Below are 16411 nucleotides of genomic sequence, written 5' to 3'. Positions count from 1 at the left end.
CAGTATGCGCCGACACACCATCACCCCCCGCCCCGGCTGGCAGCAGACCGTCGAGGCCCAGGGTCTCGTCTACCCGCTCACCCGCCACCCCGACGACTCCCTGCGTCCCTACTGGGACGAGAGCGCCTACTACTCCTTCACGCTCCCCGAGGTGGAGGCGCTGGAGGAGATCGTCGAGAACCTCCACCGCATGTGCCTGGCGGCCGCCGACCACATCGTCACCGCGAACCGCTTCGCCGACCTCGGCATCACCGACCCGCGTGTGGCCGAGGCGGTCGCCGAGTCCTGGCACCGGCGCGCCGAACTCCCCTCCGTGTACGGCCGTTTCGACCTCCGCCACGACGGCCACGGCCCGGCCAAGCTGCTGGAGTACAACGCCGACACCCCCACCTCCCTCGTCGAGGCAGCCTCGCCGCAGTGGTTCTGGATGGAGGAGCGCTTTCCCGGCGCCGACCAGTGGAACTCCCTCCACGAACGCCTCGTCGCCGCCTGGAAGAAGCAGGCGGCCCTCCTCCCGCCCGGCAGCCCGCTCTACTTCGCGCACTCCTCCGCCGACGAACTCGGCGAGGACCTCATGACGGTCGCCTACCTCAAGGAGACCGCCGAACAGGCCGGCCTGGACACCGACTGGATCTCCATGGAGGAGATCGGCTGGGACCCCCTGTCCGGCCGCTTCGTCGACAACCAGCTCCGCTTCATCCGCAGCTGCTTCAAACTCTACCCCTGGGAGTGGCTCACCACCGACCGCTTCGCCACCCACGTCCTCGACACCCTCGACAACGGCGGCGGCACCGGCAGCACGCTGTGGATCGAACCCGCCTGGAAGATGCTCCTCAGCAACAAGGCCCTCCTCGCGATCCTCTGGGAGCTGTACCCGGACCACCCGAACCTCCTCCCCGCCTACCTCGACGGTCCCCGTGACCTGGCCGCCACCACCGGCTGGGTCGCCAAGCCGCTGCTCGGCCGCGAGGGCGCCGGAGTGACGGTCCACGAGCCGGGATCCGACGCGACGCCCCGCCAGGAGGCGTGCTGCTACCAGGAGCTGGCACCCCTCCCCGACTTCGACGGCAACCACGTCGTCCTCGGCGCCTGGGTCGTGGAGGAGGAGCCGGCGGGGCTGGGCATCCGGGAGTCGTCCGGCCTGATCACCGACGAGTACGCGCGCTTCCTGCCCCACGTGATCCTCTGAGCCAGGCCGCGGAGACCGGTCGGCGCAGGCGAGTTGGGGGAAACGGGCCGGCCGAGGCGGGTCGGCGGAGGTCTGCAGAGGTGCCGGGCGCGTGTCCCGACTCCGCGCCCTCCGAGGCCCTCCGCATCCCTCCGAGGCCCGTCGAAAACACGTTGTCGCACTCCGCCCGACCGCGTTACGGTCGGCGCACTCTGACGCACACGCTCTCTTGAACCATCGCCGCAGAACGGGAGCAGGTCCGCGCACAGCGCGCGGTACCACGGAGGGGCGGCACCGGATCCGGCCGACCGGCGGATCCCGTATGCCCTCCGGAGGACTCTCCCATGAACATCGGCCTCGGCCTCCCCATCGACGACCCCGCCCAGCTGCTCACCTGGGCCCGGCGCGCCGACGCGAGCCCCTTCCGCACGCTCGGCCTGCTCGACCGCCTCGTCTACGACAACCCCGAGCCCCTCGTCACCCTCGCGGCCCTCGCCGGCGCCACCTCCCGCATCCGCGTCCAGACCGAGGTGCTGATCGCGCCCCTCCACAACACCGCCCTGCTCGCCAAGCAGAGCGCGACCCTCGACCGCCTCTCCGGCGGTCGCTTCACACTCGGCATCGGTGTCGGAGGCCGTGAGGACGACTGCCTGGCCGCCGGCATCGACGTCCACCGCCGAGGCCGCCGCCTCGACGAACAACTGACCCTGCTGCGCCGCGCCTGGTCCGGCGAGCCGTACGGAGAGGGCGTCGGCCCGATCGGGCCCGCCCCCACCACCCCGGGCGGCCCCGAGGTCCTCTTCGGCGGCTTCGCCCCCGCCGCCCTCGACCGCGTAGGCCGCTTCGGTGACGGCTTCCTCGGCGCCGCCCTGCCGCCCACCTTCATGTCCAACCTGTTCCGCGACGCCGAAACGGCCTGGCAGAAACACGGCCGCCCCGGTCGCCCCCGCCTCGTCGCGCAGGCGAACGTCGTTCTCGGCCCGGACAGCACCGTGGAGCAGGCCCGCCGCAACCTCCGCGACTATTACGCCTTCAGCGGCCACGTCGCGTACATGGAGGCCGGCCTGCTCACCACACCGCCGCAGATCCGCGAGGCCACCGACGCCTACTTCGGCATCGGCGCCGACGAGGTGATGCTCTACTGCTGGGCCTCGGACGCCGACCAGATCGACCGCCTGGCCGACGCGCTGTTCTGACGTCCACCACTGCCACGGCTTCGGGGCCCGAAGACCGCCCGCCGGGCCTCGAAGCCGTCGCTCGCATGGTGGACGCCGCACAGGTGCCCTTAGGCGTGCCCGGTAGGCTGGCCGACAGGCCGTGACTGGCGCGCTGGGATGGGACGGACCATCGGGGAGCGGCCTGTGAGTGACCAAGTGCCGTGCGCCTGGGCCGAACCGTGATCCGTGACCGCTTCAAGCCACGCAGCCCGGAGGCCGCCATGTCAGAGCAGCAGCCCCTGTCCACCGAGTCCACGGCCTTCCGCGCCGCACTCGACGTGATCCGCGCCGTCGAACCGCGCGTCGCCGACGCCATCGGCCAGGAGGTCCACGACCAGCGCGAGATGCTCAAGCTGATCGCCTCCGAGAACTACGCCTCCCCGGCCACCCTCCTCGCGATGGGCAACTGGTTCAGCGACAAGTACGCCGAGGGCACCATCGGCCGCCGCTTCTACGCCGGCTGCCGCAACGTCGACACCGTCGAGTCCCTGGCCGCCGAGCACGCCAAGGAACTCTTCGGCGCCCGCCACGCCTACGTCCAGCCGCACTCCGGCATCGACGCCAACCTCGTCGCCTTCTGGTCCGTCCTCGCCCAGCGCGTCGAGGTCCCCGCCCTGGAGAAGGCCGGTGTCCGCCAGGTCAACGACCTCTCCGACGCCGACTGGGCCGAGCTGCGCCAGGCCTTCGGCAACCAGCGCATGCTCGGCATGTCCCTGGACGCCGGCGGTCACCTCACCCATGGCTTCCGCCCCAACATCTCCGGCAAGATGTTCGACCAGCGCTCCTACGGCACCGACCCCGCCACCGGCCTCGTCGACTACGACGCCCTGCGCGTCTCGGCCCGTGAGTTCAAGCCGCTGATCATCGTCGCCGGATACTCGGCCTACCCCCGGCTGGTGAACTTCCGGATCATGCGCGAGATCGCCGACGAGGTCGGCGCCACGCTCATGGTCGACATGGCCCACTTCGCCGGTCTCGTCGCCGGCAAGGTCTTCACCGGCGACTTCGACCCGGTCCCGCACGCCCAGATCGTCACCACCACCACCCACAAGTCCCTACGCGGCCCGCGCGGCGGCATGGTGCTGTGCGACGACTCCCTCAAGGACCAGGTCGACCGGGGCTGCCCGATGGTCCTCGGCGGTCCGCTCCCGCACGTCATGGCAGCCAAGGCCGTCGCCCTCGCCGAGGCCCGCCTGCCCTCCTTCCAGGACTACGCCCAGCGGATCGTCGACAACTCCCGCGCCCTGGCGGAGGGCCTGATGCGCCGCGGCGCCACCCTGGTCACCGGCGGCACCGACAACCACCTCAACCTGATCGACGTGACCTCCTCCTACGGCCTCACCGGCCGCCAGGCCGAGGCCGCCCTGCTCGAATCGGGCATCGTGACCAACCGCAACGCCATCCCGGCCGACCCCAACGGCGCCTGGTACACCTCCGGCATCCGCATCGGCACCCCCGCCCTGACCACCCGCGGTCTCGGCACCGCCGAGATGGACGAGGTCGCCGGTCTCATCGACCGCGTCCTCACCACCACGGAGCCCGGCACCACCAAGTCGGGAGCCCCCTCCAAGGCCGCGCACATCCTGGACCCGAAGGTCGCTGACGAGATCTCCCACCGGGCCACCGACCTCGTGGCCGGCTTCCCGCTGTACCCGGAGGTCGACCTCGGCTGACCCGCGTCCTCTCTTGAGTTGTCAAAGACCGGTGACTCCTAGAGATCGATGAGTTCCTGGCGTGGTTCGTCCCGCGGCGGCCCGGCCCCTGGCCCGGCCGCCGCGCGGCGTATCAGCCGGGTGCCGCCGACTCCCGCCGCGAAGCCCACGACGAGACCCGGCACCGCCCACCACACGCCGTGCCCCGGACCCGTCGCACCCTTGGAGCCCTCCTCCCGCCGCTCGCCGGCACCACCCGCGAGGCCCGCCCGGTCCAGCCGGTCGAAGACCGCCCGGGGTGCCCGGTGCCAGCGGATGTCGTCGTCCTCCCGCTCCGGTGCCGGATCCGAGCGCACCCACGGAGTGCCGTCCTCGGCCAGAAACAGCTGGTCCTGGCGCGCCACCGCCACATCACCACCCGGCGCCGAATCCGTCTGAGGCCAGCCGCCCACGCCCGTCAATCCCCACAGCACGGTGAACCGCACCGACGGATACCGGCCCTCCTGCCAGGCGTCCGGGACCCGCTCCGTACCCGTGTACGTCGGCTGCAGCAGCTGCCACAGGCGAGTGAAGTACGGCTCCTCGGCACGCACGGCCCGCGTCCGGCCCGAGCCGCCGGTGACGACCATCGCCAGGTCGGGCCTGTCCAGGCCGGCCTCCCGTGTCCCCGATGCCGCCGCGTCGGCCGCGGGCGCCATGAGCACGGTCACCGCCACCGCCACCGGTGCGAGCACCGCGAACACCCCGCGCGGCCCCAGCCGAAATGTGGTGAGTCTGCTCCGCACAGCCATCCCCCTCGATCGAATCAGCCTCGCTTCCTCAAGCTCGCGAGCACCTCCTTTCGTCACACCGCCACCGCGAGCACCGCCGCCAACCCGCCCGATCCCGCTGCCAGTTCACGGCCGCGGCCCGTCGGCGAGCCGCGTGTCACTTCTGATACACCGGCCGGCCCGAAGGGGTTCCCACCCCGCGTCCACTAGTCCGAGGACTTCCCGGCCCCCTCGCGCCGCGGCTCGGCGAGGGACCTCGCGATCTCCAGGGCCCGCGCCTTCGACCCGACGCCCTCCAGCCGCAGGGTCACCGTCGGCACGTCGAGGAGGCCCGACCCGCGCATCCACAGCAAGGTCGGCCCGGCGGTCCGCTGCTCGCGGGTGTAACGGGACCCGGCCGCGTCCACCAGCCAGAAACCCAGCAAGTGGGGCCGCGGAAACCACAGCGCCGTGTCATTGACCGCCCCGAGGTCCGAGGACTCCCCGTGCAGCGAGAGCCACTCCGGCTGCTCCCGCACACTCTTGGTGAAGCCGATGTCCAGACGGGCCGGATACTCGTCCAGCCGGACGGTGCGCCCCCGCTCCCGCCAGCACAGGCTCACCAGTGACCGCCCCCGCGGCTCGGCCGTCACCGTCACCACGTCCGGAGTGCCGAGCGCCCCCGGCACCAGCGGCTCGAACCCCGCCCGCCGCTCGGCCTGCGCGAGCGACACCGAGCGCCCGCAACCGGGCACCTGGGCTCCCGGCGAGGGCACCGCCGACGGGTCGTACCGCACCTCGACCCCACCGAAGTCGAACCAGTCCAGGACCGCCGCCCGCACCGGAGGCGTGAGCGCGAGGACCGCCAGCAGCCCGCACAGGGTCGCGGTCAGCGAACGCCACCGCGCCCGCGTCCACCGCCGCACCGCCCGCAGCCGCTCACCGGGTCCCGGCGCCTGGGCCACCGGGACCGGCAGCCGCTCGGCGAGTATCTGCTCCAGCACCCGCTCCACCATCGACTCGGCCCCGCCCGCACCCGGCGCGTCCAGCGAACGCCCGAGCGCCCGCAGCTCCTCGGGCAACCGGGCCGCGCGCTCCGGCGCGCTGTCGCCGGCGTCCTCACCGCCGTAGGACTCACTCACGCTCATCACCCCCTTCCCGGGGCTCGACATCGGGCAGCAGCTTGCCGAGCTTGCGCAGCGCGCGGTTCAGCCGGGACTTCACCGTCCCCCGGGGCCAGCCCAGGGCCTGGGCCGTCTCGGACTCGTCCATCTCCAGCAGATAGCGGTAGGTGACGACCAGGCGGTGCTCCTCGCTCAGCCTCTCCAGCGCGGACTCCAGAGCGGCGCGGCGCTCTATCTCCACGGCCGCGACCGCGGGGTCCGCCGATTCCGGTATCAGCGGCTCGGCCTCCGCGAAGGCCGCCTCGCGACCGGCGAGCGTGCGCTGGCGCGCCGCCGTGCGCACTGTGTTCCTCGTCTCATTGGCCACGATCGACATGAACCACGGCTTGAACGCCGAGCCCTCCCTGAAGCGGCCCAGCGAGCAGTACGCCTTGACGAAGGCCTGCTGCACCACGTCCTCCGCGTCCGCACCCGCCCCGAGCGCCGCGGCAGCTCGCAGTGCCAGGCCCGTATGCGCCCGCACCAGCTCCGCGTACGCCTCCGGGTCTCCGGCGCGTACGCGTGCGATCACCGCGGCCTCATCGACGATGCGGCCCCCCTCCCGCGTCCTCACAGGATTGGTACACCGCCCGGGCCGAATCGGTTCCCACCCGTGGCGCATCTGTTTCCGACTGGTTCCGGATCGGCCCCCGACACCTGAGAGAATGGTGAGCATGGCCTCTGACCGACCCCGCGTGCTCTCCGGAATCCAGCCCACCGCCGGCTCGTTCCACCTCGGCAACTACCTCGGCGCCGTGCGCCAGTGGGTGGCCCTGCAGGAGTCCCACGACGCGTTCTACATGGTCGTCGACCTGCACGCGATCACGGTTCCGCAGGACCCGAAGGAGCTCACGGCCAACACCCGCCTGGCCGCGGCCCAGCTCCTCGCCGCGGGCCTCGACCCGGAGCGCTGCACGCTCTTCGTCCAGAGCCACGTCCCCGAGCACGCCCAGCTCGCCTGGGTCATGAACTGCCTCACCGGCTTCGGCGAGGCCTCCCGCATGACCCAGTTCAAGGACAAGTCCGCCCGCCAGGGCGCCGACAGCGCGAGCGTCGGCCTGTTCACGTACCCGATCCTCCAGGTCGCGGACATCCTGCTCTACCAGGCCAACGAGGTCCCGGTGGGCGAGGACCAGCGCCAGCACGTCGAGCTGACCCGCGACCTCGCCACCCGCTTCAACGGCCGGTTCGGCGAGACCTTCACGATCCCGAAGCCGTACATCCTCAAGGAGACGGCGAAGATCTACGACCTCCAGGACCCGTCGATCAAGATGAGCAAGTCGGCGTCCACGCCGAAGGGCCTCATCAACCTCCTCGACGAGCCGAAGGCCACCGCCAAGAAGGTCAAGAGCGCGGTCACGGACACCGACACCGTCGTCCGCTACGACGTCGAGAACAAGCCGGGCGTCAGCAACCTGCTCACGATCTACTCGACCCTGACCGGCACGGGCATCCCCGAGCTGGAGCAGCAGTACGAGGGCAAGCTCTACGGCGCGCTCAAGACGGACCTCGCCGAGGTCGTCGTCGAGTTCGTGACGCCCTTCCGGGAGCGCACCCAGCAGTACCTGGACGACCCGGAGACGCTGGACTCGATCCTGGCCAAGGGCGCGGAGAAGGCCCGCGCGGTCGCCGCGGAGACCCTCTCCCAGACGTACGAGAAGGTCGGCTTCCTGCCCGCCAAGCACTGATCGCCGGGCGCACCACCGCACACCAGCACCACCGGGCAGAGCGCTGCACATCACTATGCCTGCGCCTGCCCACAGCACAGCCGTGGCCGTACAGTCGATAGCCGGACGGCTGGGAACGAATCCGACAGGACGACAGGGACGAACAGGAGACGACGTGGGGACCGTAACGATCGGTGTGTCGATCGCGGTCCCGGAGCCTCACGGCAGCCTGCTCCAGGAGCGGCGCGCGGGCTTCGGCGACGCCGCGGCTCACGGGATCCCCACCCATGTCACCCTGCTGCCGCCCACAGAGGTCGCGGACACCGCGCTGACCGCCATCGAGGCGCACCTCACCGAGGTCGCCGCGGCGGGCCGGCCGTTCCCGATGAAGCTGGCCGGCACCGGCACCTTCCGGCCGCTGTCACCCGTCGTGTTCGTCCAGGTCGTCCAGGGCGCCGACGCCTGCACCTGGCTCCAGAAGCAGGTCCGTGACGCCTCGGGTCCGGTCGCGCGGGAACTCCAGTTCCCGTACCACCCGCACGTCACGGTCGCCCACGGCATCGACGAGGCGGCCATGGACCGCGCCTTCGAGGAGCTCGCGGACTTCGAGGCCGAGTGGCCGTGCACCGGCTTCGCGCTCTACGAGCAGGGCGCCGACGGGGTGTGGCGCAAGCTGCGCGAGTTCACCTTCGGGGGATCGGTCGTGCCTCCTCAGGCCGGCCATGTGGAGCGCGGCTCCCTGCCCACGAGCCAGCTGTAACTCCTGGTACAGGCGTTGTAACCGCAGCTCCCTCCGAACACACCCGCAGTTACAGCGGCAGCCGCCGGACCAGCGCCCGCGGCAGATGCCGCACCGCCGACATCACCACCCGCAGCGCCCCCGGTACCCACACCGTCTCGGAGCGCCGCCGCAGCCCCAGCTCGATCGCGGTCGCGACGGCCTCCGGCGTGGTCGCGAGGGGCGCCTCCTCCAGGCCGGCCGTCATCCTCGACCGTACGAACCCCGGGCGTACGACCATCACGTGCACGCCCGTGCCGTGCAGGGCGTCCCCCAGCCCCTGCGCGAAGACGTCGAGGCCGGCCTTGCTGGAGCCGTAGATGAAGTCGGCGCGGCGGGCGCGCTCGCCGGCGACGGAGGAGAGCACGACGAGCGAGCCGTGGCCCTGGGTCTGCAACGCGCGCGCGGACACCAGGCCGGCCGAGACGGCGCCCGTGTAGTTGGTCTGCGCGACCCGCACCGCGGCGACCGGCTCGCGCTCGTCGTGCGCCTGGTCTCCGAGGATCCCGAAGGCGAGCAGCACCATGTCGATGTCGCCCTCGGCGAACACCTTGCCGAGCACCGCCTCGTGGGACTCGGGGTCCAGGGCGTCGAAGGCGAGGGTGCGGACCTCGGCCCCCAGGGCGCGCAGTTCCGTGGCGGCCGACTCCAGGCCGGGGGAGGGGCGGCCCGCCAGCCACACCGTGCGGGTGCGCCGCACGACGAGACGGCGGACGGTGGCCAGCGCGATCTCGGACGTACCGCCGAGGACGAGCAGGGACTGGGGAATGCCGAAGGCGTCCTTCACGAGCAGCTCCTTGGGAGGGCCTGGGATGTCCAGAGGACTCAGAGGGTGAGACGGCGGGACAGGTCGGAGGTGAACACCCCGCGCGGATCGAGCTCCGCGCGCAGCGCGCGGAAGTCGTCGAGGCGCGGGTACATCGCGGCGAGCAGGTCCGGGCGCAGCCGGGAGTCCTGGGCCAGGTGGACCCGCCCGCCGGCCGCGGCGACCTCCTCGTCCAGCTCGTCGAGGAGCGTGCCGAGGCCGGGCAGACCGGCCGGGATGTCCAGGGCCAGGGTCCAGCCCGGCACCGGGAAGGAGAGCCATCCGGGGTCGGCGTCCCCGAACCGCTTGAGGACGGCGAGGAAGGACGGGCACCGCCGTCCGGAGACCCGCCGCACGATCCGGCGCAGGGCCTCCTCCTGGCCGTGTCCGACGACGAACTGGTACTGCACGACGCCGCCGCGGCCGTAGATCCGGTTCCAGTGGGGCACGCCGTCCAGGGGGTGGAAGAAGGCGGAGATCCGCTGCAGCCGGCCGGTACGCGCGCGGGGCGCCTTCCGGTACCAGAGCTCGTTGAACAGCCCCACGGTCCTGCGGTTGACGAGTCCTTCGGGGAGGAAGGCGGGCGGGGCCGGGAAGCGCGGGGGCCGAAAGGCCAGCGGGTCCCTGCGCGCCCGCGTGCCCGCGGCGAGCCGTCCCGGTGTCCGCAGCGCCTCCAGCGGCGCGTGGTCGCCCCGGGTCAGCACCGCACGCCCCGTCGCGGCCCCGCGGGCCAGCAGGTCGATCCAGGCGACCGAGTAGCGGTACCCGCGATCGCCGGTCGTCAGACGCACCATCAGATCGTCGAGGTCCCGCGCGCGTTCCGTGTCGACCGACATCAGCGAGGTCTCGACCGGCTGGAACCGGATCGTCGCTGTCAGGATCATGCCGGTCAGTCCCATGCCGCCGGTGGTCGCGTCGAACAGGGGGGTGCCGCGGCGCACGGTGCGGATCTCGCCGTCCGCGGTGAGGAGTTCGAAGGACAGCACATGGCGGGAGAAGGAGCCGGACACATGGTGGTTGTTGCCGTGGACGTCCGCGCCGATCGCGCCGCCGACCGTGACATGGCGGGTGCCGGGGGCCACCGGCACGAACCAGCCGAGGGGCAGCAGTACCTGCATGAGCCGGTGCAGGGAGACGCCCGCGTCGCACAGCACCGTGCCGCCCTCGGCGTCGATCGCGTGGACGCGGCGCAGAGCGGTCATGTCGAACACCGCGCCGCCCGCGTTCTGCGCCGCGTCCCCGTAGGCCCGCCCCAGGCCTCTGGGGATGCCGCCGCGGGCCCCGCAGCCCCGGACGGCGGCCACGGCCTCCTCGTAGCTCCGCAGGCGGATCGGACGGGCCGCGGTGGGGGAGGTGCGGCCCCATCCCGTGACGGGAACGGTGTCGGCAGACATGCCGTTGACCGTATCGCCGCTATGGAGGCAACTCGTTCTTAAACCTCACCAACCTCGCCAAAATGGGTGATTAGTGGGATGTCGCTCAATAGTGCCGGAGTTCCAGCCGTGGGGAGGAGAACAGTGAATCCCCATGGACCGGAGGATGGCCAAGGGACCGCCGGCCTCCTCATCCGCGCGGCACGCGCCGCTTTCCCTGTTTTTCGGGGTATTCACACATCGGTCTTCCACCCGGAGGGCAAGATCCGATCATGGACTGGCTGAAGAGACTCCCCGTCGTCGGGCCGCTGTGGGTGCGCCTGACGGCCACGCACGCGTGGCGGTCGTACGAACGGCTGGACCGGGTGAAGTGGACCCGGCTGGCCGCGGCGATGACGTTCACCAGTTTCGTCGCACTGTTCCCGCTGCTCACCGTGGCCGCCGCGATCGCCGCCGCCACGCTCAGCACGAAGCAGCAGGACGACCTCCAGGACAAGATCGCCGATCAGGTGCCCGGCATCTCCGACCAGCTGAACATCGACGGCCTGGTCCAGAACGCCGGCACCGTCGGCCTCATCGCCGCGGCCGCCCTGCTGTTCACCGGCATCGGCTGGGCCGGATCGATGCGGGAGTGCCTGCGCGCGGTGTGGGAGCTGCCTGACGAGGACGAGAACGCGATCCTGCGCAAGGGCAAGGACTTCGGCATCCTGGTCGGGCTCGGCGGCGCCGTGCTGGTCACGCTCGCCATCTCCACCGTCGCCTCCGCGCTGGTGGACTGGATCAGCGGCGAACTCGGCCTCCAGGAGGGCAGCGCGGGCCGGATCCTGCTGCGGATCATCGCGTTCTCCATCGCCGTCCTGGCCGACTTCCTGCTCCTGCTGTACGTCCTGACCCTGCTGCCCGGTGTCGAGCCGGGGCGCCGCCGGCTGCTCGTCGCCGCGCTGACCGGCGCGGTCGGCTTCGAGCTGCTGAAGCTGCTGCTCAGCGGCTATATGCAGGGTGTGGCGACGAAGAGCATGTACGGCGCGTTCGGCGTCCCCGTCGCCCTGCTGCTGTGGATCAACTTCACGGCGAAACTGGTGCTGTTCTGCGCCGCGTGGACGGCGACGGGGAGCAAGGAGCAGGAGCTCACGGACGGGACGAGCGACGGCGTACCAGATCCGGCAGCGGCCAGCGGCGGTTGACGAGGAACGCGGCGCCCGCGAGCAGCACGATGAGGCCGCCGGCGATCGCGAAGGCGGTCTCCATGCCGCGGGAGCCGCCGTCGGCCGTGGCGGACGTGACGGGCTTGGCCGAGGCGCCCGGTCCTGCGGACTGACCGGAGCCGCCGGAGCCGCCGCCCGCCTGCCCGGAGGTCCCCGGCTGCGCGGCGCCCTTCGGCGGTACCAGCTCACCCACCGGTTGCACCTTGCCGGCCGCCTTGAAGCCCCAGTCGAAGAGCTTCGCGGTCTCCTTGTAGACCTCGTTGTGCTCTTCCTTCGACGGGTTCATGACGGTGACGAGCAGCACCCTGCCGTTGCGCTCGGCGACGCCGGTGAAGGTGGCGCCGGCGTTGGTGGTGTTGCCGTTCTTCACACCTGCGATGCCCTGGTACTGCGAGATGTCGTAGTCGCCGCTCAGCAGCCGGTTGGTGTTCTGGATCTCGAAGGGCTTGCGGACGGCCTTGCCCTTCTTGTTCTTCTTCGTCTCGCCCGGGAACTTCGCGGTGACCGTGGAGCAGTACTCGCGGAAGTCCTTCTTCTGCAGCCCGGAGCGTGCGAACAGGGTCAGGTCGTAGGCGGAGGAGACCTGGCCGGGGGCGTCGTAGCCGTCGGGGCTGACCACGTGCGTGTCGAGGGCCTGGAGCTCCTCGGCGTGCTCGTTCATCTCCGTGACGGTCTTGGGGACGCCCTTGTTCATCGCGGACAGGACGTGCACCGCGTCGTTGCCGGAGCGAAGGAAGACGCCGAGCCACAGGTCGTGGACCGTGTACGTCTCGCCCTCCTTTATCCCGACCAGGCTGGAGCCGGCGCCCATGCCCGCGAGGTCGCTGGGGACGACCTTGTGCTTCTCGGTCTTGGCGAACTTCGGCAGCAGGGTGTCCGCGAAGAGCATCTTCATGGTGCTCGCGGGAGGCAGCCGCCAGTGCGCGTTGTGCGCGGCGAGCACGTCGCCGGACTCGGCGTCGGTGACGATCCAGGACCGCGCGGTGAGGTCCTTCGGCAGCACCGGGACTCCGCTCGCCAGATTGACCTGGGTGCCCGTCAGACCGAGCCGTGTGCCGCCCACGGTGGACATGCGGGCCGGCGGAGTGGCCGAAGGACTGGCGCTCGGCGACGGGCCGGGAGCCGCGAGGGCGACGGGCGCGGTCAGCGCGAGGGACGACAGAGCGGCGGAGGTGACCAGCAGGGATCGCCCGGCGGTCTTCTTCTGGGGTGCGGACACGCTCAGGAACGTACAGGGCGCGGAGTGCGAAGTCCCGCTGCCCGCTCCACCCCGGCGGTGGAACCGGACAGCGGTCCGCGATACTGGACCCATGAAGCTCAGCCGCCCCGTCTCCTGGTTCCTGCTCGCCTTCGGGGTGTGGAGCTGGATCATCTGGATCACTTTCGTCAAGAACCTCGTCAAGGACGCCAGCGGGCTCGCGTTCGACGACGCGGGCGACCCGACGGGGTACTTCTGGGTGCACCTGCTGCTGGCCGTCGTCTCCTTCGTATTGGGGACGGTCGTCGGGCTCATCGGGTTGCGTGGAGTGCGGGCACTGCGCGGGAACTCACAGCCGACCCCGGAGAGTTAGCAGACCGTGGTCATCGTCTTCGCCCTGCTCGCCCTGACCGTCCTGGTGACGGCGAACTGGTACCTGTGGCGCCGCCTGTTCCGCGACACCACCGGCGGCCCCGGCCGGGTCCGCCGCGTCGGCGCGGTGCTCATCGGGGGCGGCTGGGTGCTGGCGATCGCCGCCCTGGTCGCGGAGCGCACCGGCGCCCCCTTCTGGCTCCAGCGCGTGCTCGCGTGGCCCGGCTTCCTGTGGCTGGCGTTGTCGATCTACCTGCTGCTCGCGGTCGTGGCGGGCGAGGTCGTACGGCCCCTGCTGCGCCGCCTCCTGGAACGCCGGGACCGGCGCGGGGAGGCGGCCGTGGCCGCCGCGCCGCATCCCGAGCGGGTGCCGGCGGGTGCGTCGGCCGAGAAGCCGCGGGAGGCCGCGGGCGCGCCCGCGGAACCGGGAGCCGGGGACCCGCAGGAACCCGGCCCGCCCGCCCTCGTCGCCGCGCCCTCCCGCCGCCTCTTCGTCTCCCGGGTGGTCGCCGGAGCCGCCGCCGCGGCCGCTGCGGGGACCGTCGGCCTCGGCACCTACGGCGTCCTGCGCGGCCCCGGCGTCAAGCGGGTCACCGTGCCGCTGGCGAAGCTCCCGCGCGCGGCGCACGGCTACCGGATCGCGGTGGTCAGCGACATCCACCTGAGCCCGGTGCTCGGCCGCGGGTTCGCCCAGAAGGTCGTCGACACCATCAACTCCACCCGGCCCGACCTGATCGCCGTCGTAGGCGACCTGGTCGACGGCAGCGTGAAGGACCTCGGCCCGGCGGCCGCCCCGCTCGCCCGGCTGGAGGCGCGGCACGGCTCGTTCTTCGTGACCGGCAACCACGAGTACTTCTCCGGCGCCGAGCAGTGGGTCGAGGAGGTACGGCGGCTCGGCCTGCGCCCGCTGGAGAACGACCGTACGGAACTGGCCTGGTTCGACCTCGCCGGTGTCAACGACATCGCGGGCGAGAGCGAGGGCCAGGGCCCCGACTTCGCCAAGGCCCTCGGCGACCGGGACACGGCACGCGCGTGCGTGCTCCTCGCCCACCAGCCGGTCCAGATCCATGACGCGGTCGACCACGGCGTCGACCTCCAGCTCTCCGGCCACACCCACGGCGGCCAGCTCTGGCCCGGCAACCTCCTCGCGAAGGCGGCGAACCCGACGGTCGCCGGCCTGGAGCGCTACGGCGACACCCAGCTCTACGTCAGCCGCGGCGCCGGCGCCTGGGGCCCGCCCACGCGCGTGGGCGCCCCCTCGGACATCACGGTGATCGAACTGGCCTCCGCGCAGGCCTGAGCGGCCGCCGGAAGGATCTTCGCGGGGAGAGGCTGTGAGAGCCCTGTGAAACACGGCCGAAACCGTGCGCGGTAACGTCTTCCCCAACTCGACAAATCCCTCTTCCCCCAGGTGAAACACCTGTGATTAGGTGATCTACGCCACTAGGGGGTGGCATGTGCACTGGGACCCGCAGGGGTCCGGGGAGGGCAAACCGATGCGGTCGGTTCGCACGCGGATTCTCGCGACGCTGCTCGTTCTGGGGGTTGTCGGGGTAGGCGGCTGGCAGTTGCTCCCGTCCGGAGGGAGCATGGGCAGGACCATCAAGGTGGGGACGACCGACGAGGTCACCTCACTCGACCCGGCCGGCGCCTATGACGCCGGCTCGTGGGCGCTGTTCAACAACGTCTTCCAGTCGCTGCTGGCCTTCGAGCCGGGCAGTGTCACACCCGTCCCCGACGCGGCCGAGAGCTGTGCGTTCGTGGGCAGCGACCTGCGCACGTACCGCTGTGTGCTGCGCGAGGGCCTGACGTTCCCGAGCGGCCGCGAGATGACCGCGAAGGACGTCAAGTACTCCTTCGACCGGGTCAAGAAGATCAACTCCGATGTCGGTCCGGCCGCCCTGCTGGACACCCTGGAGTCGGTCGGCACCAGCGGTCGGACGATCACCTTCCGGCTGTCCTCGCCCGACGCCACCTTCCCGTTCAAGGTGGCCACCGGGGCGGGCGCCATCGTCGACAGCACCAAGTACCCCGCGGCCTCCCTGCGCACCGACGACACCGTCGACGGCACCGGCCCGTACGAGCTGGCGACGTACACGAAGGGGAAGAAGGCGGTCCTCACGCCCAACGACAGCTACAAGGGCGAGATCGAGAGCACCGGCCGCCCGGTCGAACTCGACTACTACGGCGACTCGAACAAGCTGAACACCGCCTGGAAGGCCAAGCAGCTCGACGTCGCCTACCGCCAGCTGCCGCCGGACGTCCTCGCCGGACTCAACCCGAGCGACCCGGGCCAGCGCGTCTCCGAGGCCGACAGCTCCGAGGTCCGCAACCTCTACCTCAACACCCGCGCGGGCAAGCCGCTGCACGACGTCAAGGTGCGCCAGGCCATGGCCTGGCTGATCAACCGCGAACAGCTGGCCGCCTCGGTGTACGAGGGAACCGTCGACCCGCTCTACTCGCTGATCCCGGCCGGCATCACCGGCCACACCACGTCGTTCTTCGACTCGTACCCGGAGCCGAGCGTCAAGAAGGCGCGCGCCCTGCTCACCGAGGCCGGTGTGACCACCCCGGTCAGCTTCACCTACGGCTACGGCCTGAACAGCGGTTCGGCCGCCGCGGAGGCCAAGGAGCTCAAGAAACAGCTGGAGGCGAGCGGCCTGTTCAAGGTGACGCTCAAGGGCTACGAGTGGACCGACTTCCAGAAGCGCTGGGCCACCGGGAAGCTGGACGCCTACGCGGTCGGCTGGGTGGCGGACTACCCCGACCCGGACACCTACGGCTCCCCGCTGGTCGGTACCGATGGCACCATGAACACCGGCTACGCCAGCAACCAGGTCGACCATCTGATTCAGGACAGCCAGCGCTTCGCCGACCGTGGTGAGGCCGAGCAGGACTTCCACGAGGTCCAGGCGTCGATCGCCCACGACGTCCCGGTCATCCCCCTGTGGCAGGCCAAGGAGTACGTCGTGACCAGCGAGGACGTCGGTGGCGGCCAGTACCTCTCGGACGGCACCGGCGTCTTCCGGCTCTGGCGCCTCAACTGGATCTGATCCCCGCAGCT

15 protein-coding genes and 1 riboswitch are annotated in these 16411 nt (G+C 71.3%); of the genes, 9 read left to right on the top strand and 6 right to left on the bottom strand.

Going from position 1 to position 16411, the window contains the following annotated elements; genetic code table 11:
* Positions 1-4 precede the first annotated feature (4 nt).
* From AQI94_RS10240 to AQI94_RS10230, 3 genes are all read left to right on the top strand, one after another.
* Positions 5-1189 carry a glutathionylspermidine synthase family protein gene (locus AQI94_RS10240; RefSeq protein ID WP_031043389.1) on the top strand — a complete coding sequence of 395 codons (1185 nt, stop codon included), beginning with the start codon at positions 5-7 and terminating at the stop codon, positions 1187-1189.
* A 323-nt stretch (positions 1190-1512) separates the two neighbouring features.
* Positions 1513-2364 (top strand): LLM class flavin-dependent oxidoreductase, encoded by an 852-nt coding sequence (locus AQI94_RS10235; protein WP_031043386.1) that lies wholly within the window; start codon positions 1513-1515, stop codon positions 2362-2364.
* 111 nt (positions 2365-2475) lie between these two features.
* Positions 2476-2565, top strand: a riboswitch (ZMP/ZTP riboswitch).
* Positions 2566-2606: 41 nt separating this feature from the next.
* Entirely contained in the window at positions 2607-4058 is a 1452-nt protein-coding gene (locus tag AQI94_RS10230) for a glycine hydroxymethyltransferase (RefSeq protein ID WP_031043383.1), read from the top strand.
* Between the two features lie 38 nt (positions 4059-4096).
* Here the strand turns inward: AQI94_RS10230 and AQI94_RS10225 are convergent, their stop codons facing one another.
* The 3 genes from AQI94_RS10225 to AQI94_RS10215 all read right to left on the bottom strand — a co-directional run bounded on the left by AQI94_RS10225 (position 4097) and on the right by AQI94_RS10215 (position 6481).
* A complete protein-coding gene (locus AQI94_RS10225) occupies positions 4097-4735 on the bottom strand; it encodes a hypothetical protein (RefSeq protein WP_031043382.1) in 639 nt (212 codons plus the stop codon).
* Positions 4736-5013: 278 nt separating this feature from the next.
* On the bottom strand, positions 5014-5928 hold the full coding sequence (locus AQI94_RS10220; protein ID WP_037942074.1) for a hypothetical protein: 915 nt from the start codon (positions 5926-5928) through the stop codon (positions 5014-5016).
* A complete protein-coding gene (locus AQI94_RS10215) occupies positions 5921-6481 on the bottom strand; it encodes an RNA polymerase sigma factor (protein WP_031043378.1) in 561 nt (186 codons plus the stop codon). The genes AQI94_RS10220 and AQI94_RS10215 overlap by 8 nt, the downstream gene beginning before the upstream one ends.
* A gap of 142 nt (positions 6482-6623) precedes the next feature.
* Here AQI94_RS10215 and trpS point away from each other — a divergent pair, with 142 nt between their 5' ends.
* Both trpS and AQI94_RS10205 read left to right on the top strand, forming a co-directional pair.
* Positions 6624-7637, top strand: a complete 1014-nt coding sequence (gene trpS, locus AQI94_RS10210; RefSeq protein ID WP_028807858.1) for a tryptophan--tRNA ligase — start codon at positions 6624-6626, stop codon at positions 7635-7637.
* 154 nt (positions 7638-7791) lie between these two features.
* The gene (locus AQI94_RS10205; protein WP_031043374.1) at positions 7792-8376 is read left to right on the top strand and encodes a 2'-5' RNA ligase family protein; all 585 of its coding nucleotides are present in this window, start codon (positions 7792-7794) and stop codon (positions 8374-8376) included.
* A gap of 49 nt (positions 8377-8425) precedes the next feature.
* Here AQI94_RS10205 and AQI94_RS10200 read toward each other — a convergent pair whose 3' ends face one another.
* Both AQI94_RS10200 and AQI94_RS10195 read right to left on the bottom strand, forming a co-directional pair.
* On the bottom strand, positions 8426-9181 hold the full coding sequence (locus AQI94_RS10200) for a decaprenylphospho-beta-D-erythro-pentofuranosid-2-ulose 2-reductase (protein WP_031043372.1): 756 nt from the start codon (positions 9179-9181) through the stop codon (positions 8426-8428).
* 38 nt (positions 9182-9219) lie between these two features.
* On the bottom strand, positions 9220-10593 hold the full coding sequence (locus tag AQI94_RS10195) for an FAD-binding oxidoreductase (protein ID WP_031043370.1): 1374 nt from the start codon (positions 10591-10593) through the stop codon (positions 9220-9222).
* Between the two features lie 251 nt (positions 10594-10844).
* On the opposite strand from AQI94_RS10195, the gene AQI94_RS10190 reads away from it, so the two are divergent.
* On the top strand, positions 10845-11756 hold the full coding sequence (locus AQI94_RS10190) for a YihY/virulence factor BrkB family protein (RefSeq protein ID WP_031043368.1): 912 nt from the start codon (positions 10845-10847) through the stop codon (positions 11754-11756).
* Here the strand turns inward: AQI94_RS10190 and AQI94_RS10185 are convergent.
* Positions 11701-12996, bottom strand: coding sequence for a D-alanyl-D-alanine carboxypeptidase family protein (locus AQI94_RS10185; RefSeq protein WP_031043366.1), 1296 nt, complete (start codon positions 12994-12996; stop codon positions 11701-11703). The genes AQI94_RS10190 and AQI94_RS10185 overlap by 56 nt on opposite strands.
* A gap of 91 nt (positions 12997-13087) precedes the next feature.
* On the opposite strand from AQI94_RS10185, the gene AQI94_RS10180 reads away from it, so the two are divergent.
* The 3 genes from AQI94_RS10180 (at position 13088) to AQI94_RS10170 (ending at position 16400) form a co-directional block, all read left to right on the top strand.
* Entirely contained in the window at positions 13088-13348 is a 261-nt protein-coding gene (locus tag AQI94_RS10180; protein WP_031043364.1) for an SCO4848 family membrane protein, read from the top strand.
* 6 nt (positions 13349-13354) lie between these two features.
* Positions 13355-14647 carry a metallophosphoesterase gene (locus tag AQI94_RS10175; RefSeq protein ID WP_062229689.1) on the top strand — a complete coding sequence of 431 codons (1293 nt, stop codon included), beginning with the start codon at positions 13355-13357 and terminating at the stop codon, positions 14645-14647.
* 196 nt (positions 14648-14843) lie between these two features.
* Positions 14844-16400, top strand: coding sequence for an ABC transporter substrate-binding protein (locus AQI94_RS10170; protein WP_031042811.1), 1557 nt, complete (start codon positions 14844-14846; stop codon positions 16398-16400).
* The last annotated feature ends 11 nt before the right edge of the window (positions 16401-16411 follow it).

The organism is Streptomyces pseudovenezuelae, assembly GCF_001513955.1.
GTDB lineage: Bacteria > Actinomycetota > Actinomycetes > Streptomycetales > Streptomycetaceae > Streptomyces > Streptomyces pseudovenezuelae.
The sequence above is the reverse complement of the archived record's forward strand: the minus strand, read 5'-3'. Positions and strand labels throughout refer to the sequence as shown.

Coding starts and splice junctions, on each gene's coding strand:
- AQI94_RS10240 (WP_031043389.1), top strand. CDS start 5: ATGCGCCGACACACCATCACCCCCCGCCCCGGCTGGCAGCAGACCGTC.
- AQI94_RS10235 (WP_031043386.1), top strand. CDS start 1,513: ATGAACATCGGCCTCGGCCTCCCCATCGACGACCCCGCCCAGCTGCTC.
- AQI94_RS10230 (WP_031043383.1), top strand. CDS start 2,607: ATGTCAGAGCAGCAGCCCCTGTCCACCGAGTCCACGGCCTTCCGCGCC.
- AQI94_RS10225 (WP_031043382.1), bottom strand. CDS start 4,735: ATGGCGCCCGCGGCCGACGCGGCGGCATCGGGGACACGGGAGGCCGGC.
- trpS (WP_028807858.1), top strand. CDS start 6,624: ATGGCCTCTGACCGACCCCGCGTGCTCTCCGGAATCCAGCCCACCGCC.
- AQI94_RS10195 (WP_031043370.1), bottom strand. CDS start 10,593: ATGTCTGCCGACACCGTTCCCGTCACGGGATGGGGCCGCACCTCCCCC.
- AQI94_RS10190 (WP_031043368.1), top strand. CDS start 10,845: ATGGACTGGCTGAAGAGACTCCCCGTCGTCGGGCCGCTGTGGGTGCGC.
- AQI94_RS10180 (WP_031043364.1), top strand. CDS start 13,088: ATGAAGCTCAGCCGCCCCGTCTCCTGGTTCCTGCTCGCCTTCGGGGTG.
- AQI94_RS10170 (WP_031042811.1), top strand. CDS start 14,844: ATGCGGTCGGTTCGCACGCGGATTCTCGCGACGCTGCTCGTTCTGGGG.